This window comes from Sphaerisporangium sp. NPDC049003 (genome assembly GCF_043197795.1).
In the GTDB taxonomy this organism is placed as follows: domain Bacteria; phylum Actinomycetota; class Actinomycetes; order Streptosporangiales; family Streptosporangiaceae; genus Sphaerisporangium.
In genome coordinates, this window is the sequence record NZ_JBICTU010000019.1 from 72,369 (window position 1) to 89,275 (window position 16,907).

Genomic DNA, 16,907 nt, shown 5'->3' on the forward strand with positions numbered 1-16,907 from the left:
GGGAAGGCGTTCATGCTTGGCTATCTGTTCCCCGGACAGGGCACGGTCCGCGTCGGGATGGGCGCGTGGCTGCGCCGCAGGCCGGCGGCCCGCGACCGGCTCGACGAGGTGGACGGGCTGCTGTCGCGGCCGATCTCCCCGGTGTGCGCGCGGGGGCCGCTGGAGCGGCTGGTGGCCACCGAGCACGCGCAGGTCGCCGTGACCGCGTGCAATCTGGCCGCGCTCGCCGTGCTGGCGGAGGAGGGGTTCGAGCCGGGCGTGGTCGCCGGGCACAGCGTCGGCGAGCTGAGCGCCCTGCACGCGGCGGGCGTGCTCGGTCTGGCCGACACCGTCCGCCTGGTGGAGCTCCGGTCGCGGCTGATGGCCGGGGTCGGCGTCATCGGGGGGATGCACGCGGTGATGGGCCTGCCGGTCCCGGAGGTGGAGGAGCTGGCGGCCGAGGCGGGCACCGACGAGGAGCCGCTGGTGGTGGGGCTGGAGAACGCGCCCGGCCACGTGGTGGTCTCCGGCGCCCTTCCCGCACTCGCACGGCTGGCGGCCAACGCCTCAGAGGCGCGCAAGATCGTGCCGCTCCAGGTGGGCAACGCCTTCCACTCGCCGCTGATGGCGGCGGCCGTACCCGGCTGGGCCGAGGCGGTGCGCGCCGCGCCGATGAGCCCGCCGCGCGTCCCCGTGGTGCCCAACGTCACCGGTGAGCCCACCACCGACCTGGACGTGATCAGGGAGGCCCTGATCGCCCAGCTCACCGGGCGGGTGCTGTGGACAGCCACCGTGACCGCCGTGGACGAGATCGCCCCCGGCGTCGAGGTGGGCGACAGCAAGGTGCTCGCGGGACTCTCCCGGCGTGCCGGCGCGCGCTGCCTGAGCATGGCGGATCCGGCCACGCTCCGGCGCCTGGCGAGGGAGCGTGCCGCATGAACCGGTGGGGCAGCGCGATGGTCGGCTTCGCCGGGCTCACCCGGCCGCAGGAGCTGGTCGGCGACATGCGGCTGGAGGAGGTCTACACCGCGGCCGAGCGCATCCGGTCGGGTTCAGGCGGTTCGCTACAGCACTGGGCCGGCCGTCTGGCCGGCAAGTACGCGGTCCTGCGGCTGCTCGGCCTTCCGCCGACGGCCGAGCACCTCGGCCAGGCCGAGGTGCTGCCCCGGCCCACCGCCAACTGCGCGAGGACCGCCGCGTGCCACGCCGGGCACCCGCCCGCCGTACGGCTCGGCGGGGCGCTGATGGCGGCGGCGGACCCCGGCAGCCAGATCAGGCTCTCGCTCAGCCACACCTCCGGCCGGGTGCTCGCTGTGGCGGTCACCTCGGGGCGGTTGCCCGAAGACGAGATCGGCGGGGAGTGACATGGACGTGAGGAAGATCGCGCAGGAGCACCTCGCGGCCTGGCAGGCCGGTGACGCCGCCGCCGTGGCCGCGTCGGCCGCCTCCTACAGCGACCCGGACTCCGGCGGAGCGCTGAGCGGGGACGCGCTGGCCGCGCACGCGGCCGAGGTGCTGGCCCGCTTCAAGCAGCTCCGCTTCCTGGTCGACCGCGTGACCGGAGACGACGAGGCGGCCACCCTGTCGTGGACGCTCCAGGCCGACCACCGCGCGCCCTACCTCGGCATGCCGGCGGTCGGGGGTTCCGTCAGCGTCACCGGCACCGACCTGGTGACCCTCGGCGAGGACGGCGCGCACGTACGGCGGTGCTTCGACCGGCTGGCGGTCGCCGAGGCGCTCGGCTATTCGGCGCGGTTCGTTCCGGAGGCCGACGAGGTGCGGGAGTTCGGCACCAGCGCGCGGGCCAGGGCGGGCCGTACGGAGCGGCCCGGGGCCCTGACGCTGACCTGGCTGGAGATCCGCGACGACGCGGAGGCCGCCGACGTGGACCTGCTCAGCGTCGAGATCGTGAAGTCCCTGAGCGCGTCCAAGGGCTTCCTCGGCGTCGCGACCTTCGACATCGGGGACCGCAAGTTCACCCTGAGCGCGTTCGACCGGCCGGAGTCCGTCCGCGCGGTGCACGCGCGGCCGCACCAGCGGGCGATGCGCCGTTTCTTCAAGAGCGGGCTCTGCACCCGGGCGTTCACCAGCGTCTGGCTTCCCTCCGCCGTCCGCGACTACGCCCGCTGCCCCGAGTGCGAGGGCGTCGTGAAGGTCGGCGAGGGCGCGGCCTGTGGCTGCGGGTGGGTTCCCGAAGACGTCTCCCTACTGTGACTGGAGCAGCCATGTCCGATTTCACCACCGAGCACAGGCTCGGCGACGGCACCCGGCCGGCCGTGGTGTTCATGTCCGCGCTGTTCGCCGGTGGCTGGATCTGGGACCACCCCTTCCGGCATCTGGAGAAGGCGGGCTGGGGCGTCCTGCGCACGAACGAGGCGATCTGCGCGCTCGACCGTACGGTGGCCGGGTCCATCGAGCGCCTCGGCGACGCGCTGCTGGAGTCCTGCGACGCCGCCGGAGTGGGCGACGTCATCGTCTGCGCGAACTCGCTCGGCGGCCTGGTGGCGATCGACCTGGCCGGCCGCCATCCGGAGCGGGTGCGGGGGATCGTCGTGAGCGGCGCCCCCGGCCTCACCCCCGACCCCGACGTCGGCCTGAGCTTCGACCGGAGGGGGAGCGTACGGCCCGTCGGCGAGGAGTTCGGCGACCGCATGCTGGCCGCCCTGTTCCACAGCAAGGAGCGCTTCTTCACCGACGCGCAGATGGAGGAGGTCGGGACCATGCTCCTCCAGCCCTCCGCCATGGTCAGCATGGCCCGGAGCCTCAAGGCCACCCGCAAATACCAGGTCAGGCCGGCGCTCGACAAGGTGCGGATCCCGTCGATGTACATCTGGGGCCGGCACGACCGGATGACCCCGGTCGACCCGTGGCTGACGGTCCTCGCCGAGTACCCCGAGAACGAGGTGCTGGTCGTCGAGGACAGCGGGCACATCCCCATGATCGAGCGTGCCGAGGAGTACACGGCGCACCTGGAGCCCTTCCTCACCCGCTGCGCCGGGGTCTCGGCATGACCTCGCCGGTGCTCATCGGCGTGGACATCGTGGAGGCCGACCGGCTCGCCAGGGCGGCCGAACGGGGCGGGGCGGTGTTCAGCCGCCACATCACCACCCCCGCCGAGCGGGAGCTCGGCACCGGCGAGGCGGCGTTCCCCGTGAAGGAGAGCTTCATCAAGGCGGTGGGTGGCCGCCCGCCGGGGTTCAGCTGGCACGACTTCGAGGCCAGGCCCGAACGGCCCTCCGGGTGGCCGGGCCGGTTGCTCGACGAGGCGGCCGAGGAGCTGACCGCGTCGACCGGCCTCACGCTGACCGGCGGCGCGACCTACGACGTGCGTGGCGCCTGCCGCGATGCCGCCCTCGTACGGCTGGCGTCACAGGAAGGCCCTGCGGTGGGCGCGGCGGGGGGCACCGTGGCGCCCGCGACGGCGGACACGGCTGCGGACACGGCTGCGGACACGGCTGCGGACGCGGTGGCGGACGCGGTGGCGGACGCGGTGGTGGAAACGACGGCGGACACGGTGGTGGAAACGGTGGCGGGCGCGGCCCGGTGGGGGTACGGCGCCGGACTGCTCGTCTCATTGGCGATCGTCTTCGTCGACAGGAAGGAGGACCGGTGATGTCCCTTGTGAGGTCGGTCCAGCCCGGCGAGTCCATCCAGCGGGCGCTCGACGAGGCCGGGCCCGGGGCGCGGATCCAGCTCGCCGAGGGCACGTACGCGCAGAGCGTGTGGATCAGGCACAGCGGTGTGACGCTGAGCGGCATGGGCCAGGGACGTACCCTGCTGGTCCCCGGCGACTCCCCGCCCCCGGACGTCCCCCGTCTCCACGACGCGTCCGAGGACGTCGTCAGCGGCGTCAGCGTGTACGGCGAGGGCGTCCGCGACGTCACGATCGACGGGCTTTCTGTGAGCGGGTTCTCCGGCGCGGGCGTCTACGCCCACTCGGTCGCGGGGCTGGCGGTGAAGGACATCGAGGCCAGGGACAACGCGGTCTGGGGCATCTACGTCCGCGAGTCCTCCGGCTGCGAGGTGGTGGGGTGCCGGGCGTCGGGCAGCCAGTACGGCGGCATCGCCCTGAGCTTCTGCCCGGAGGCGAAGGGGCGGATCGCCGGCAACGAGACCTTCGCCAACGCCTTCGGCATCTTCGTCGACAACTCCTCCACCGCCCGGGTGGTGCGCAACGTCAGCCACGGCAATGCGATCGGCATGATGCTGCTGAACCAGACCTATGAGGGCGAACCCGAAGGCGGCGTCCGCGACTGCCTGGTCTCCGGCAACGAGCTGCGCGGCAACGGGCTGGCCAGCGGCGCCGAACCCGACGGGCTGGGCGCGGCGGGCCCGCCGATCTCCGGGGTGGGCCTCGCGCTGATCGGCACGCACCGCGTCGTCGTGGTGGACAACCTGATCCACGACAACCACCCGAGCGGCGATTCCGTCATGGGCGGCGCGCTGGTCCTCGGCTCGTCCAAGGACTGGGGCGGCGACGACGCCGTGGACAACCACATCCTGTGGAACCAGGTCACCGGCAACAGCCCGCTCGACTTCCAGATCGACGCCGACCTGACACGGCAGACCTTCGCCGGCAACCAGGCGGACAAGGGCGTCCCCGAGGACGTGGAGGGGTGGGGACGATGACCGCTCCCGTGTCCGGCCCCTTATCCGGCCCCGTGCCCGGCACCGTGCCCGCCATGTCCTGCGCCGGTCTGAGCAAGAAGTACGGCGACATCGTGGCCGTCCAGGACGTCGGCTTCTCCGTCGCCCCCGGCGAGGCCTACGGGCTCCTCGGCCCCAACGGCGCGGGCAAGACCACGACCATCTCCATGCTGGTGGGGCTGCTGCGGCCGGACGCGGGCACCGTGCTGGTGGGCGGCACCGACCTCGCCGCCGACCCGATGAAGGCGAAGTCGAAGATCGGCTACGTGCCGCAGGAGATCGCCCTCTACCCCGAGCTGACCGGCCGGGAGAACCTGCGCTTCTTCGGGAGGATCTTCGGCCTGCCGCGCCGCGCGCTGGCCAGGCGCATCGACGAGGTGCTCGAACTGGTCGGGTTGTCCGACAGGGCGGACGGCAAGCTGGACACCTACTCGGGCGGCATGAAGCGGCGGATCAACATCGGCGCCGCGCTCCTGCACGAACCCGAGGTGCTGATCCTTGACGAGCCGACCGTCGGCGTCGACCCGCAGAGCCGCAAGGCCATCCTCGACGGGGTCGAACGGCTCGTCGCCGACGGCATGGCCCTGCTGTACACCTCGCACTACATGGAGGAGGTGGAGCGGGTCTGCGACCGGGTCGCGATCATCGACCACGGCAGGATCGTGGCCGACGGCACCCGCCACGAGCTCGTCTCCATGGTCGGCAGCGCGGACAAGATCGAGCTGATGCTCGACGGGGACGTGGACGTCGCGTTCGCGAAGCTGCGGACGGTGGAGGGCGTCATCGAGGCGGTCAGGACCGGCACCGGCTCGGTGCGGCTGATCGCCGACGGCGGCCGGTACCTGCTGCCCGCGATCATCAGCGCCGTCGACGGCATCGCCACCGTGACCGCCGTAGAGGTCATCGAACCCGACCTGGAGGCCACCTTCATGCACCTCACCGGCAGCACCCTGCGGGACTGACCATGCTGAGATCGCTTCTTACGGTAAGCGCCCTGGAGCTGCGCACCCGGCTGCGCGACGGGACGGCCCTGGTGATCGCGCTGATCGTCCCCGTGGCCCTGGCGACCCTGTTCGGCCTGGCCCTCGGCGGGGACGACCCGCCGTTGCGGGCCACCGTGGGCTTCGTCGACTCAGACGGCGGGGAGTTCCCCGCGAGCGTGCGCAAGGAGGTGATGTCCACCAAGGAGCTCCAGGGCACGCTGACGCTCCGCGACCTGCCCAGTGAGCAGGAGGCGCGCGAGTCGCTCGACGCCGGGGACATCGGCTCGGCCATCGTGTTCCCGAAGGGGTTCAGCGCCAGCGTCGGGGCCGGTGACGGCGGCAAGGTGAACGTGCTCAGCTCCGCCGAGGCCCCGCTGGCCGGCGTGTTGGCCAACGCCATCGTCGACCACATCTCCGCGCTGGTGGACGCCCGTACCCTCGCGGTGCGCGCGTCGCTCCAGGCGGGGGTGCCCGCGGACCAGGTCAAGGAGTTCGTGGAGCGCAACGGCGCGGCGGGACCCGCGCTGACGCTCACCAACGACCCCATGGCCGGAGGCAAGGTCGACCTGTCGGTGTACTACGGCTCCGGCATGGCGGCGCTGTTCGCCTTCTTCGTGGTGGGCGCCTCGTTCAGGAGCCTGCTCACAGAGAGGAAGCAGGGCACCCTCAACCGGATGCTGGCCGCGCCGATCAGGCCGTGGGTCCCGATCGTGGGCAAGGCGGCCGTCGGGTTCGCGCTGGCGGTGGTCAGCGTCTGCGTCACCTGGGGCTCTTCGGTGCTCATCTTCGGCTCGACCTGGGGCGACCCGCCGGCGGTCTTCACGCTGCTCGTCGCGCACGTCCTGGCGGCCACGGCGATCACCATGCTGGTGGCCAGCAGGGCCAGGACCGACGCCCAGGCCGACGGGGTGATCATGGTCGTCTCGTTCGTGGCGGCGTTCTTCGGCGGCAGCCTCGTGCCGATGTACAACCTCCCCGACGTGCTTCAGAAGATCGCCCTGCTCACCCCCAACGGCTGGACCTCGACGGCGCTGACCGGGCTCGCGGGCTCCGGCGGCGGCCTGGCCACGGTGGCGGTCCCCATCGCCGTCCTCTGCCTGATCGCGCTGGTGGCGAGCGTCCTGGCCGCGCTCGGGTTCAGGAAGGGGCTGCTCGTATGACGCCGCGTATCGCGGACCGGCTCAGGCCGCGTCCGGTCCTGGCGCTGGTGGCCGCCAACCTGCGCCGTCACTCCCGTGACAAGGTCGGCCTGTTCTTCATGGTGGTCATGCCCTTCCTGAGCATCGTCTTCGTCGGCATGGCGCTCGGCGGGGGCACGGCGGGAGCCTCCAAGCTGCCCGTCGGGGTGGTCGCCAAGGGCACGGACCCGGTCACCGGCGCCGTCCTCGCCGAGCTGCGCGAGCACCCCGACCTCGCGATCACGCGCGTGGACACCAAGGAAGACCTGCGGTCGGGCGTCCGGGAGGGCTCCCTGGCCGCGGGCCTGGTGATCCCAGAAGGATCGACGAAGTTCGAGCTGGTCATGACCCAGGCGAACGGCAGCGGCATGGCGGCGCGCAGTGCCGTCGACGTCGCGATCGGGAAGGTGGCCGCCGTGCTGGAGGCCACCCGGGCGGCGAGGACCGCCGGCGCGTCCCCGCGGCAGGCCGAGGAGTACGTCCGCAAGGCGCAGGCCGAGTCGGGCCGCGTCGCGGTGGTGTCCTCCGACACCGCCGCCCACCCTCGGGGCTTCGCCTACACGGCCCCGGCCAACCTGCTGCTCTTCACCTTCATCAACTCCATGGCCGTCGCCGCCGCGCTCGCCGAGAGCCTCAGGCTGGGGATGATCCAGCGTTCCCTGACCGCGCCCGTCCGGAGGCGGTCGGTGCTCTTCGGGGAGGCGCTGAGCAGGTTCATCGTGGCCGTCGCCCAGGCGGTCCTGATCATGGTGGTGAGCACCGCGGTGTTCGGCGTCTCGTGGGGGGACCCCCTCGGAGTCGCCGTCGTCGTCGGGGTGTTCGCGCTCGTGGCCACCGGCGCGGCGATCCTGGTCGGCAGCCTGGTGAAGTCCTCGCAGCAGGCCCCGGCGATCGGCCCGCCCCTCGGCATCGTGCTCGGCATGCTGGGCGGCTGCCTGTGGCCCCAGGAGGCCGCGGGGGAGACCCTCAACACGATCGGCCACTTCTTCCCGCACGCGTGGGGCATGGACGCGCTTCTCACCCTGTCGAAACCGGGCACGGGCATCGGCGCGGTCCTCCTTCCGGTCGCCGTCCTGGCGGGCATGGCGGCCCTCCTGCTCGGCCTCTCGCTGGTCCTGTTCGGCCGCCGTACCCGGACGCTCACCTGATCCGCCATCCGTATGTCGCTCAACGGCCGTTCCAGGAAGGGCGGGTCTCGATGAAGGGGAAACTCCTCGCGGTCGGCCATCGCCCCGCGCAGGGGATACATCGACGCCGAGGCGTGCCACCGGCTCGGCGTCCAACTCTAGAAGTCCGCGTACGGGCGGTACGTACGTCCGTGGCGGAGCAGTTCCGGGCCGCGGGGGCCGGTGCCCGGTGAGCGAGACCAGGACAGGTGACACGACAATGAGGGGGAGTTCATGAAGACGATGGCCAGATTAATCGGCGGAGCGGCACCGGCCGGCGGCGACCAGGTCAGGGACGTGTACCGCTACGCCGCGAGAAAGGGCTCGATCGAGGCCCTGGAGGTGGCGGCGGCGGATCTCGGCATCGGGATCCACGAGATGCAGGAGGCGGTGGACCACCTGGTCGCCAGCCGCCTGCTGAGGACGGAGGAGAGCGCCACGGGCACGCGGTTCGTCCCGGTCGATCCGGAGGTCGCGACCGCGTCGCTGGTCTCCTCCGTCGAGCGGGAGATGTACCAGCGCCGCGAGCTGATCGACCAGATCCGCGAGCGCATCGACGTCTTCCGGCAGGACGGCGCCGGTTCCGGCGGGCAGAGCTCGGGCTCCACCTCCATCGAGTACCTCGCGGGGACCATGGAGGTCAGGGGCTTCCTGAAGATGGCGGGCGACGCCTGCCGCGACGAGGTGCTCATCCTGCAGTCGAGCAAGAGCGACGCCGAGGAGCTCTCGCTGGCCTACCTGCCGCTGCTCGGGCGGGGGATCACCGTGCGCATCATCTGCCAGCACCGGGACCGCGCGGACCTCTCCACCCGGATGAAGATCAAGAAGCTGACGGACGCGGGCGCCGCGGTGTGCACCACCAGCCACATACCGAGGTCCGCGGTCGTCTTCGACCGGTCGCTGGTCGTCCTGTTCGGCCTGTCCGACGGGGAGACCAACGTCGCGCGGGTTCACAACCACGGGGTCGCCCAGTTCTTCCTGGACCTGTTCGACCACCTGTGGGACGGGGCGACACCGCTTGAGGGAGTCGAGTCCGGCTACGCCAACGTGGCGGACGACCTTCTGCAGTCCATCGCCGGGCTGATGGCCAAGGGGTACACCGACGAGATCGTGGCCCGCAAGCTCGGCATGTCGGTGCGCAGCTGCCGGCGTCACATCGCCACGCTGATGCGCGACCTCGACGCGACGAGCCGGTTCCAGGCGGGGGTCCAGGCGGCCCGCAGGTTCTCGGCGAACATCACGTGACGGCGCCCGCGTTCGCCCGGCCCGCCCTGTCCGCCCGGCGGCATCGGACGTCGTCGCGCGCGCCGCGCCGTCCCCCGATGCCTCCGGCGGCGGAGGTCACCCCGCGCCCTGCATCGCGACGACCACATCGGCCAGGCCCTCGGCCCGCTCGCAGACGAGCTCGATGCCGCGCACCAGCTCCTCCTCGGCCATGCCGGGGTCCAGGCAGATCCGGATGGAGCTGTTCGCGTCCTCCGCGCCGACCCCGATCGCCGTGAGCACGGGCGAGGGCTCCTGGGACGCCGAGTTGCACGCCGACCCGGTGGACAGCGCCACGGAGTGGAGGCTCGCCACGAGGCTCTCGCCGCGCACCCCGGGCAGGACGAGGTTCAGGATGTGGGGCACCCCCGCGTGGGGGCACCCGTTCAACCGAACGCCCGGAAGGCGGGCGGTGAGCAGTTCCAGCGCCGTGGCGCGCAGCCGCGTGACGCGTTCCCAGTCGGTGCCGAGCCGGCGCAGCGCCAGCTCGCACGCCTTGCCCAGGCCCACCACGAGGTGGGTGGGTATCGTCCCGCTGCGCAGCTCGTACTGGCCACCGCCGTAGGTGGTCGGGTGCAGGCGGCGGCGGACCTCCGGCCGCACGTACAGGGCGCCGATGCCCTTGGGCCCGTGGATCTTGTGGGCCGAGATCGCGAGGGTGTCCATCCCCGCGCCGGCCACGCTGATGGGGATCCGGCCGGCGGCCTGGGCTCCGTCGACGTGCAGCAGGCACCCGGCGGCGTGGCTGAGCGCGGCCAGCTCCGAGACGGGCTGGATCGTGCCGATCTCGCTGTTGACCCAGGCGACGGTGGCCACCCGGGAGTGGGCGTCGAGGCGTCCGGCGAAGTCGGGGAGGTCGACCAGCCCGTCCGGGCGCACCTTCATCGTGCGGATGCCGATCCCCCGGTTGCCCAGCGCCCGGCCGATCGCCAGAGACGACTTGTGGTCGGTCGGGCAGAAGAGGGCGTTGACCGGCGAGCGGTCGTCGTGCGCGAACATCCCCAGCAGCGCGATGTTGTTGCTCTCGGTCGCTCCGGAGGTGAAGACGACGCTCTCGGGGGAGGCGCCGAGGAGCGCCGCCACCGACTCGGTGGCGGCGTCCACGGCCCGGCGCGCCCGCTTGCCGAGGACGTGCGGCGACGACGGGTTCCCGAAGTCGTCCCTCAGGTAGGGCAGCATCGCGTCGAACACTTCGTCGTCCACGCGTGTCGTGGCACAGTTGTCCAGGTAGATGACCTTCATTGTCCCGTCCGTCACCGTCGGTGTTTCGCCCGCGCCGCCGCGCGTCAGCTGCGGAAGGTGCTGACCGTCACGAGCTTCGAGTAGATCTCGTCGGTGGACATCTCGCCGCTTCCGCCGGGGTCGGCGATGACCACGAGCATGCCCGTCAGGCGGTAGAGGTTCAGCGCGATGTCGACACCCGTCTGGACGGGCGCGAGGCACTCGCCCGGCGCGAAGATGACGATGGCCCGGTAGCCGGCGCGGTACACCTCCGAGATCATCTCGGTGATCTCTCCCGCGCATCCGGTGATGCCGCAGCTGATGAGCGTGCGGTAGTTGCCCTCCGCGTCGAGGAAGGCCACCTCGGTGTCCTTCCTGTCGGTGTCCTCCTTGCCGGTCTCAAGGACGCGCTTCTCCAGCAGCCCCTGCTTGACGAACTTGTCGGCGGCCTTCTGGAAGCGGTACTTCAGCCACGTCTCGGGGAACGACAGCGCGTGCTTGCGGCTCGACAGGACGCGGTCCGGCGAGAGCCCGGAGTTGCGCAGGACCTTCTCGTACTCGGCGGGCAACCGGGTGAACCCCTCGAAGAACTCGGCCCGCAGCTCGCTCGCCGGACGGCCCGCCGTCGGCACGTACTGCCAGTCGTTGATCAACAGGAGCAGGCGTACGTCGTCGCACACCTCCGAGTAGGACTTGAGCAGGTCGACCGACATCGTCCAGCTGTATCCCGGGAAGATCCCGACGCGGCCGGCGATCCTGCGCCGCATGGTGTCGGACTTCTGCTCCTCGATGACCCCGGGCACGAGCCGGCCGGAGGCGTCGTCCTCGAAGAGCATGAAGTGGCCACCCATGATGACCAGCCTGTCGAGGTCGAAGCCCGACAGCTCGCGGTCGAGCGCCTGGCGGAGCTCCTGCTCCGACGCGACGAACTGGTGGGTCCTGCTGACCCCGTTGGAGGGACGGTCTTCTAGAGCGTCATTCATCTAAACCACTCCGTCTTGCTCAAGTTCTGGGTACGGGCAGGTGGTCCGGGTCCTCACCGCGCGATCTCCTCGGCGAGGGCGGGGGCCACCCGGTGCGCCTGTTCGGGCACGCGCGTGACACGGCCGCTTCGATAGCGGGCCGGGGCGGGTCCGGAGGGCGGACGCTCGGTGCCGGGGCCCGGTGCGGTCCCGGCGAGGTGTGGCAGGAAAGGTCCGGCGCCCGGGACCGGGGTCAGCCGGCCGGCCAGCGCGCGGAGCGGCCGGGCACTGGCCAGTTCGTGGACGCGGATCCCTTGCCAGCCGTGGTCCGCGAGGACGGCCAGCACCCGGGGGATCCGCAGCGCCCTTCCCCCGGCGTCCGTGTAGCTGGCCGACAGGTCGGCGTCGCCGAGCCCGTTCACCTGCCCCACGACGGCCGCCAGGGTCTGCTCCGCCTCACCCATCGGGGAGGTGGGCTCGGCGCTCCGCCCATCCCCTTCGGCCTCCGTCCGGACGCCTTCGGGGGTCTGGTGGACGATCTGGAACCGGTCAGGACAGCGCACCGGGTGGTGGTCGTAGACGTGGCCGAGGAAGTGCGTGCGAAGCCGCGCCGGTGTGACGGGCTCGCCGGCGACGACGTGCGCGACCAGGCCGCCCGTCCCGTCGGTGGACACCCGCGCGGCGCGAACCGCGGGATGGAGCGCGAGCACGGCCTCCACGAGGTCGAGGTCGACCAGGTCGTCCCCGGCTCCCGCCATCCGCCCCCCGGCCGGCGGGGGCGGCGTGAAGCCGGCCAGCCGCGCGACGTCGCTGATCCGCAGGTCCGCCGAAGGGTCGTCGTGCGCCTGGATCACGGCCTCGTAGCCCCGCAGGAACCGCTCCATGGAGTCGGCGTCCATCACCGTGGAGACGGCGTTGAGGGTGACGACGACGGCGTCCCGCCACTCGTCGACGCGGAAGTAGGTGTCCCCGCCGTGGTGCGCCCAGCCCGTCGGCGCCGGGCTCCAGGTGAACCTGGTGCGCCTGGCCTTCGAGTCCCTGGACTGCTGCTTGATGAAGTTCAGCTCCGACCCGATGCGCACGGCCTGCCCTCGCCGCGTGCTCTCGCGCGACACCAGCTCGGCGACCTCGTCGTAAGGAGCGTACGAGTGGGCCTGCGCCCGCTCGAAGCGGTCCGTGACGCGCCGCAGCAACTGCGAGAAGGTGGGGTCGTCGTTACAGTCGACCCGCACCAGCATGGGGGAGAACATGCAGGTCATCACGTCGGAGTAGGGGCTGGACTCGCGGTTGCCGCTGAACGAGAGATGGCCCACCGTGCCGCTTTCTGTGTAGGCGGCCATCAGCATGGTGTACGCGGTCACGTGGACCAGCGATGGCCACACCTGGTGCCTGGCCCCGATGCGGCGGCTGGCGTCCAGCATCGACGGTGAGGTCAGCGTCGCGCCGCGCGCCACCGGTTCGGCGTCGTGGACACGCCGCGCGCCGAACGTGTCGGCGGGCAGCCTCGCGAGCTCCTCCCTCCAGAACGCCTTGGCGGTCTCCGCCACGGCGGCGGCCTCGCGCGAGGACTCGTACCGGGTGAGGTCCATCGGCTGGTGACGCACCGGCTCCAGGGAGGCGGGCCGCCGGGAGCCGAAGCCGGCGCACTGGACCTTGAGCTCGCGCTTGATCTTCCGGACGGTCCACATGTCGACCGCCAGGTGGTTGAGCACCAGGACGAGCTGTTTCGGAACGCCCGCCGTGGTGATGACGCACACACGGATGGGCCATTCCGTGGAAAGGTCGAATTCGGTGGTGGTGAGCTTTTCCACGACCTCGCCGGGAGCGGCCGTTCCGTCCTTTTCCGTGGTCGCGTGAATGAGCGGGAAGGCGGCCGGAGAATGCACGTGCTGGTACGGGTCGCCGCCGTCGAGGTGATATGTGGTGCGCAGTGCCTCGTGCCGGCGCGTCAGGTAGTTGACCGCCGCCCGGCAGTTCGCCACGGTGACGTCGTGGGCTATCTCCAGGTGCAGGACGATGTGCGTCTCGTGGCGCTCCCGCGGCGGAAGCTGGTGATACCTCAGCCACATGTAACGCTGGCCCCAGCAGAGATCGGCCTTCTTGGCAGCGGACAACTCAGCCTCCAACAGTCGGTCGCGACGCCCACTCCGCACGATGCGCCGTTCGCCGGCGGTGCGACTTGCCAGTCGTCGGATCGACAGCGCTTCTCAGGATAGTTGAATGCGATTGAGAATTGGCTTTTCCGAAGGGCGTTACAACGAGGGCGCGGTGTCATCTTCAGGAACGTGACAACCTGCCACCGGACCGGTTTCGTTCGAATGGGCACCGGGCTTGACCGTGGCCGCGCGCGGGGCCAGGCTGTATGGGGGCGACATTTCTCCATGTCGTCTGAGCGCTCGGCCCTCGCTGTGAGGTGGCACGATGACCATGGTGGAATTAGAAATACCTCGCGAGTTTCAAAATATCCTGCGGCCGCATTTGCCTTATGCCGGATCGGATGACTTCTCCGCGTGCGACGACCTCGCCGGACTCGGGCTCGATTCGATGGGCGTCGTCCAGTTGCTGGTGGCCCTGGAGGACGGCTACGACATCGAGCTTCCCGACGACATCCTCGACGAGGAGACGTTCGCGACCGTCGGCTCGCTGTGGCGGGCGCTCTCCGCGCTCGTGGCCGCGCAATGACGACCGGGCGTCACCGCCGGTCACGAGTGTGAGGATCGCGGATGCTGACTCGGGTCGATGATCTGCTGGGGTGCGGGGACCCCGGGCGCCCGGCGCTGACCTTCAAGGACGAGACCCTTACCTACGGTGAGCTGGCCCGTCGCGTCCGCCTGGCCGCCTCCGGCCTGCGGCGCCTCGGGCTCCGGCGCGGCGAGCGGGTCGTCGTGTACCTGGAGAAGCGCGTCGAGACGGTCGTGGCGATGCTCGCCGTGTCCTCGGCGGGCGGGGTCTTCGTACCGGTCAACCCGCTGTTCCGGCCGAGGCAGGTCGCGTACGTCGTCGCCGACTGCGACGCCCGCGTGCTGATCACCACGGGGGAGCGCCACCGCACGCTGCGGACCCGGATCGAGGCGGGCGGGTCACCGCCGCACCTGGTGCTGATCGGCGACGCGGCCGACGCCGGCCCCGGGGTGACCACCTGGGCACGGCTGTGCGCGGAGGAGGAGCCGGTTCACGGCGGCGACGGGGTGATCGACGCCGACGTGGCGGCCATCCTCTACACCTCGGGCAGCACCGGCTCGCCGAAGGGCGTCGTCCTGTCGCACCGCAACCTGGTCGCCGGCGCGCGGAGCGTCGCGTCCTACCTCGGGCACACGAGCGACGACGTGGTGCTCGCCGTGCTCCCGCTGAGCTTCGACGCCGGGTTCAGCCAGCTCACGACGTCGTTCGTCGCCGGCGCGCACGCCGTCCTGATGAACTACCTGACGCCAGGTGAGGTCGTACGCCTGTGCGCCCGGCACGGCGTCACCGGCCTGACGTGTGTACCGCCCCTGTGGCTCCAGCTCGCGACCAGGAAGTGGCCGCGGGAGGCCACCGCGCGCCTGCGGTACTTCGCCAACACCGGCGGGAGCATGCCCGCCGCGACTCTGGCCTGGCTGCGGGAGACCTTTCCCGAGGCGAAGCCGTACCTGATGTACGGGCTGACCGAGGCGTTCCGCTCCACCTACCTCGACCCCGCCGAGGTCGACGCCCGGCCCGGTTCGATCGGGAAGGCGATCCCCAACGCGGAGGTCCTGGTCGTACGGCCGGACGGCTCGGTGTGCGACCCCGGCGAGGAGGGCGAGATCGTGCATCGCGGCGCGCTCGTGTCGCTCGGCTACTGGAACGACCCCGAGCGCACCGCCGAGCGGTTCCGGCCGTACCCGCCGGGGGGCGGCCCCTCGCTCACCGAGATCGCGGTGTGGTCCGGCGACGTGGCCTACCGCGACGAGGAGGGCTTCCTGTACTTCGTCGGGCGCACCGACGACATGATCAAGACGTCGGGATACCGGCTGAGCCCCACAGAGGTCGAGGAGGCGGCGTACGCCACCGGCCTGGTGTCGGAGGCGGTGGCCTTCGGCGCCCCGGACGAGGAGCTGGGGCAGCACGTGGTGCTCGCGGTCACCGGCCCGACGGGCGAGGCATGCGACACCGGCACGCTGATGAAGGCGCTGGAACGCGACCTGCCGAGGTACATGATCCCCCGGCGCGTGGTGGTGTGCTCCCAGATCCCGAGGTCGGGCAACGGCAAGTTCGACCGCGGCGAGCTGCGCCGGATGGTGCGGTGATGTCCGCGCTCCCGGCCGGTTGGTCGGGAAGGCACCACGGCACGCTCACCGTGGGCGGCGTCCCCGTCGAGCGGCTCGCCGCCCGGGTGGGCGGCACGCCGTTCTTCGCCTACGACCGCGAGCTGGTCTCGCAGCGGGTGGCGGCCGTGCGTGCGGCGCTGCCCAGGGAGGTCGACCTGAGCTACGCGGTGAAGGCCAACCCGATGCCCGCCCTGCTCCAGCACCTGAGCGGCCTGGTCGACGGCTTCGACGTGGCCTCGGCGCTGGAGATGCGGCACGCGCTCGACACCCCGGTGCCCGCCGGGCGGATCAGCTTCGCCGGGCCGGGCAAGACGGTCGAGGAGCTGTCGCAGGCGGTCGCCGCCGGGGTCACCATCGAGCTGGAGTCCGAGCTGGAGATCGCGCGGGTCCGGTCGATAAGCGCGGCCACCGGCATCCCGGCGCGGGTCGCGCTGCGGGTCAATCCCGACTTCACGGTCCGGGGCTCCGGGATGCGGCTCGGGGGTGGGCCGCAGCAGTTCGGCGTCGACTCCGAGCGGGTGCCCGAGGTGCTCGCGAGCCTGGCCGGTGACGAATTCGACTTCCAGGGCTTCCACGTGTTCGCCGGTTCCCAGAACCTGCACGCCGACAGCATCTGCGAGGCGCAGCTCAGGACCGCCGAGCTCGTCCTCGGGTTCGCCGACGCGGCGCCGGGGCCGGTGCGGTACGTCAACCTCGGCGGCGGCTTCGGCATCCCGTACTCGAACAGGGACAGGCCGCTCGCCCTCGAACCGATCGGGCACAACCTCGCGAGGGTGGTCGACGGGATGATCCGCCCCCGGCTGCGCGAGGCGAGGATCGTCGTCGAGCTCGGGCGCTACCTGGTGGGCGAGGCCGGCGTCTACGTCACCCGCGTCGTCGACCGCAAGGTGTCGCGCGGCAAGACCTTCGTCGTCGTGGACGGCGGGCTGCACCATCAGCTCGCGGCGTCCGGCAACTTCGGCCAGGTGATCCGGCGCAACTATCCGATCGCGGTGGGGAACCGCATGGCCGACCCGGACGGCGAGACCGTGACCGTGGTCGGCTGCCTGTGTACCCCGCTCGACCTGCTAGGCGACGACGTGACCCTGCCGAGGACCGAGGTCGGGGACCTGATCGTCCTGTTCCAGGCCGGCGCGTACGGCCTGACCGCGAGCCCCACCGCCTTCCTCAGCCACCCCGCCCCGCCCGAGGTCCTCGTCTGACCGCCTGGGTCATGCGA

General features: G+C 71.6%; 16 protein-coding genes. 13 read left to right on the forward strand and 3 right to left on the reverse strand.

The genetic code is table 11. The annotated features are described in order from the left end of the window. The first annotated feature begins 12 nt into the window (after positions 1 to 12). The 10 genes from ACGFIV_RS21535 (at position 13) to ACGFIV_RS21580 (ending at position 9,198) form a co-directional block, all read left to right on the forward strand. A complete protein-coding gene (locus ACGFIV_RS21535; protein WP_392837172.1) occupies positions 13 to 918 on the forward strand; it encodes an ACP S-malonyltransferase in 906 nt (301 codons plus the stop codon). Next, positions 915 to 1,343 (forward strand): phosphopantetheinyl transferase, encoded by a 429-nt coding sequence (locus tag ACGFIV_RS21540; protein ID WP_358546596.1) that lies wholly within the window; start codon positions 915 to 917, stop codon positions 1,341 to 1,343. Before ACGFIV_RS21535 ends, ACGFIV_RS21540 begins: the two co-directional genes overlap by 4 nt. A gap of 1 nt (position 1,344) precedes the next feature. Beyond that, positions 1,345 to 2,193 (forward strand): ester cyclase, encoded by an 849-nt coding sequence (locus ACGFIV_RS21545; RefSeq protein WP_358546593.1) that lies wholly within the window; start codon positions 1,345 to 1,347, stop codon positions 2,191 to 2,193. 11 nt (positions 2,194 to 2,204) lie between these two features. After that, positions 2,205 to 2,990 (forward strand): alpha/beta hydrolase, encoded by a 786-nt coding sequence (locus ACGFIV_RS21550; RefSeq protein ID WP_358546590.1) that lies wholly within the window; start codon positions 2,205 to 2,207, stop codon positions 2,988 to 2,990. Beyond that, positions 2,987 to 3,592, forward strand: coding sequence for a hypothetical protein (locus ACGFIV_RS21555; RefSeq protein WP_392837178.1), 606 nt, complete (start codon positions 2,987 to 2,989; stop codon positions 3,590 to 3,592). Before ACGFIV_RS21550 ends, ACGFIV_RS21555 begins: the two co-directional genes overlap by 4 nt. After that, positions 3,592 to 4,608, forward strand: a complete 1,017-nt coding sequence (locus tag ACGFIV_RS21560) for a right-handed parallel beta-helix repeat-containing protein (protein WP_358546584.1) — start codon at positions 3,592 to 3,594, stop codon at positions 4,606 to 4,608. The genes ACGFIV_RS21555 and ACGFIV_RS21560 overlap by 1 nt, the downstream gene beginning before the upstream one ends. Beyond that, positions 4,605 to 5,588, forward strand: coding sequence for an ABC transporter ATP-binding protein (locus ACGFIV_RS21565; RefSeq protein ID WP_358546581.1), 984 nt, complete (start codon positions 4,605 to 4,607; stop codon positions 5,586 to 5,588). The genes ACGFIV_RS21560 and ACGFIV_RS21565 overlap by 4 nt, the downstream gene beginning before the upstream one ends. Positions 5,589 to 5,590: 2 nt before the next feature. After that, positions 5,591 to 6,769 carry an ABC transporter permease gene (locus tag ACGFIV_RS21570; protein WP_358546578.1) on the forward strand — a complete coding sequence of 393 codons (1,179 nt, stop codon included), beginning with the start codon at positions 5,591 to 5,593 and terminating at the stop codon, positions 6,767 to 6,769. Continuing rightward, positions 6,766 to 7,935, forward strand: coding sequence for an ABC transporter permease (locus ACGFIV_RS21575; RefSeq protein ID WP_358546575.1), 1,170 nt, complete (start codon positions 6,766 to 6,768; stop codon positions 7,933 to 7,935). Before ACGFIV_RS21570 ends, ACGFIV_RS21575 begins: the two co-directional genes overlap by 4 nt. A 252-nt stretch (positions 7,936 to 8,187) precedes the next feature. Further along, on the forward strand, positions 8,188 to 9,198 hold the full coding sequence (locus tag ACGFIV_RS21580; protein ID WP_358546572.1) for a hypothetical protein: 1,011 nt from the start codon (positions 8,188 to 8,190) through the stop codon (positions 9,196 to 9,198). A gap of 96 nt (positions 9,199 to 9,294) precedes the next feature. Here the strand turns inward: ACGFIV_RS21580 and ACGFIV_RS21585 are convergent, their stop codons facing one another. From ACGFIV_RS21585 to ACGFIV_RS21595, 3 genes are read right to left on the reverse strand one after another with little or no spacing between them, the layout of a single operon-like run. After that, the gene (locus ACGFIV_RS21585; RefSeq protein WP_358546569.1) at positions 9,295 to 10,458 is read right to left on the reverse strand and encodes a cysteine desulfurase family protein; all 1,164 of its coding nucleotides are present in this window, start codon (positions 10,456 to 10,458) and stop codon (positions 9,295 to 9,297) included. A 44-nt stretch (positions 10,459 to 10,502) separates the two neighbouring features. Continuing rightward, positions 10,503 to 11,420 carry an LPD16 domain-containing protein gene (locus ACGFIV_RS21590; protein WP_358546567.1) on the reverse strand — a complete coding sequence of 306 codons (918 nt, stop codon included), beginning with the start codon at positions 11,418 to 11,420 and terminating at the stop codon, positions 10,503 to 10,505. Positions 11,421 to 11,473: 53 nt separating this feature from the next. Further along, the gene (locus tag ACGFIV_RS21595) at positions 11,474 to 13,513 is read right to left on the reverse strand and encodes a condensation domain-containing protein (protein WP_358546564.1); all 2,040 of its coding nucleotides are present in this window, start codon (positions 13,511 to 13,513) and stop codon (positions 11,474 to 11,476) included. 307 nt (positions 13,514 to 13,820) lie between these two features. On the opposite strand from ACGFIV_RS21595, the gene ACGFIV_RS21600 reads away from it, so the two are divergent. The 3 genes from ACGFIV_RS21600 to ACGFIV_RS21610 are packed head-to-tail and all read left to right on the forward strand — an operon-like array spanning position 13,821 to position 16,890. Then, positions 13,821 to 14,081: a phosphopantetheine-binding protein gene (locus tag ACGFIV_RS21600; RefSeq protein WP_358546561.1), complete on the forward strand. Its 261-nt coding sequence runs from the start codon at positions 13,821 to 13,823 to the stop codon at positions 14,079 to 14,081. A gap of 41 nt (positions 14,082 to 14,122) precedes the next feature. After that, positions 14,123 to 15,667, forward strand: coding sequence for an acyl-CoA ligase (AMP-forming), exosortase A system-associated (locus ACGFIV_RS21605; RefSeq protein ID WP_358546558.1), 1,545 nt, complete (start codon positions 14,123 to 14,125; stop codon positions 15,665 to 15,667). Beyond that, entirely contained in the window at positions 15,667 to 16,890 is a 1,224-nt protein-coding gene (locus ACGFIV_RS21610) for a pyridoxal-dependent decarboxylase, exosortase A system-associated (RefSeq protein WP_358546555.1), read from the forward strand. Before ACGFIV_RS21605 ends, ACGFIV_RS21610 begins: the two co-directional genes overlap by 1 nt. Positions 16,891 to 16,907 lie beyond the last annotated feature (17 nt).

Bases quoted from the DNA above. Each gene is read 5' to 3' on its own strand.
- ACGFIV_RS21535 (WP_392837172.1), top strand. From the start codon at position 13: ATGCTTGGCTATCTGTTCCCCGGACAGGGCACGGTCCGCGTCGGGATG.
- ACGFIV_RS21540 (WP_358546596.1), top strand. From the start codon at position 915: ATGAACCGGTGGGGCAGCGCGATGGTCGGCTTCGCCGGGCTCACCCGG.
- ACGFIV_RS21545 (WP_358546593.1), top strand. From the start codon at position 1,345: ATGGACGTGAGGAAGATCGCGCAGGAGCACCTCGCGGCCTGGCAGGCC.
- ACGFIV_RS21550 (WP_358546590.1), top strand. From the start codon at position 2,205: ATGTCCGATTTCACCACCGAGCACAGGCTCGGCGACGGCACCCGGCCG.
- ACGFIV_RS21555 (WP_392837178.1), top strand. From the start codon at position 2,987: ATGACCTCGCCGGTGCTCATCGGCGTGGACATCGTGGAGGCCGACCGG.
- ACGFIV_RS21560 (WP_358546584.1), top strand. From the start codon at position 3,592: ATGTCCCTTGTGAGGTCGGTCCAGCCCGGCGAGTCCATCCAGCGGGCG.
- ACGFIV_RS21565 (WP_358546581.1), top strand. From the start codon at position 4,605: ATGACCGCTCCCGTGTCCGGCCCCTTATCCGGCCCCGTGCCCGGCACC.
- ACGFIV_RS21570 (WP_358546578.1), top strand. From the start codon at position 5,591: ATGCTGAGATCGCTTCTTACGGTAAGCGCCCTGGAGCTGCGCACCCGG.
- ACGFIV_RS21575 (WP_358546575.1), top strand. From the start codon at position 6,766: ATGACGCCGCGTATCGCGGACCGGCTCAGGCCGCGTCCGGTCCTGGCG.
- ACGFIV_RS21580 (WP_358546572.1), top strand. From the start codon at position 8,188: ATGAAGACGATGGCCAGATTAATCGGCGGAGCGGCACCGGCCGGCGGC.
- ACGFIV_RS21585 (WP_358546569.1), bottom strand. From the start codon at position 10,458: ATGAAGGTCATCTACCTGGACAACTGTGCCACGACACGCGTGGACGAC.
- ACGFIV_RS21590 (WP_358546567.1), bottom strand. From the start codon at position 11,420: ATGAATGACGCTCTAGAAGACCGTCCCTCCAACGGGGTCAGCAGGACC.
- ACGFIV_RS21600 (WP_358546561.1), top strand. From the start codon at position 13,821: ATGACCATGGTGGAATTAGAAATACCTCGCGAGTTTCAAAATATCCTG.
- ACGFIV_RS21605 (WP_358546558.1), top strand. From the start codon at position 14,123: ATGCTGACTCGGGTCGATGATCTGCTGGGGTGCGGGGACCCCGGGCGC.
- ACGFIV_RS21610 (WP_358546555.1), top strand. From the start codon at position 15,667: ATGTCCGCGCTCCCGGCCGGTTGGTCGGGAAGGCACCACGGCACGCTC.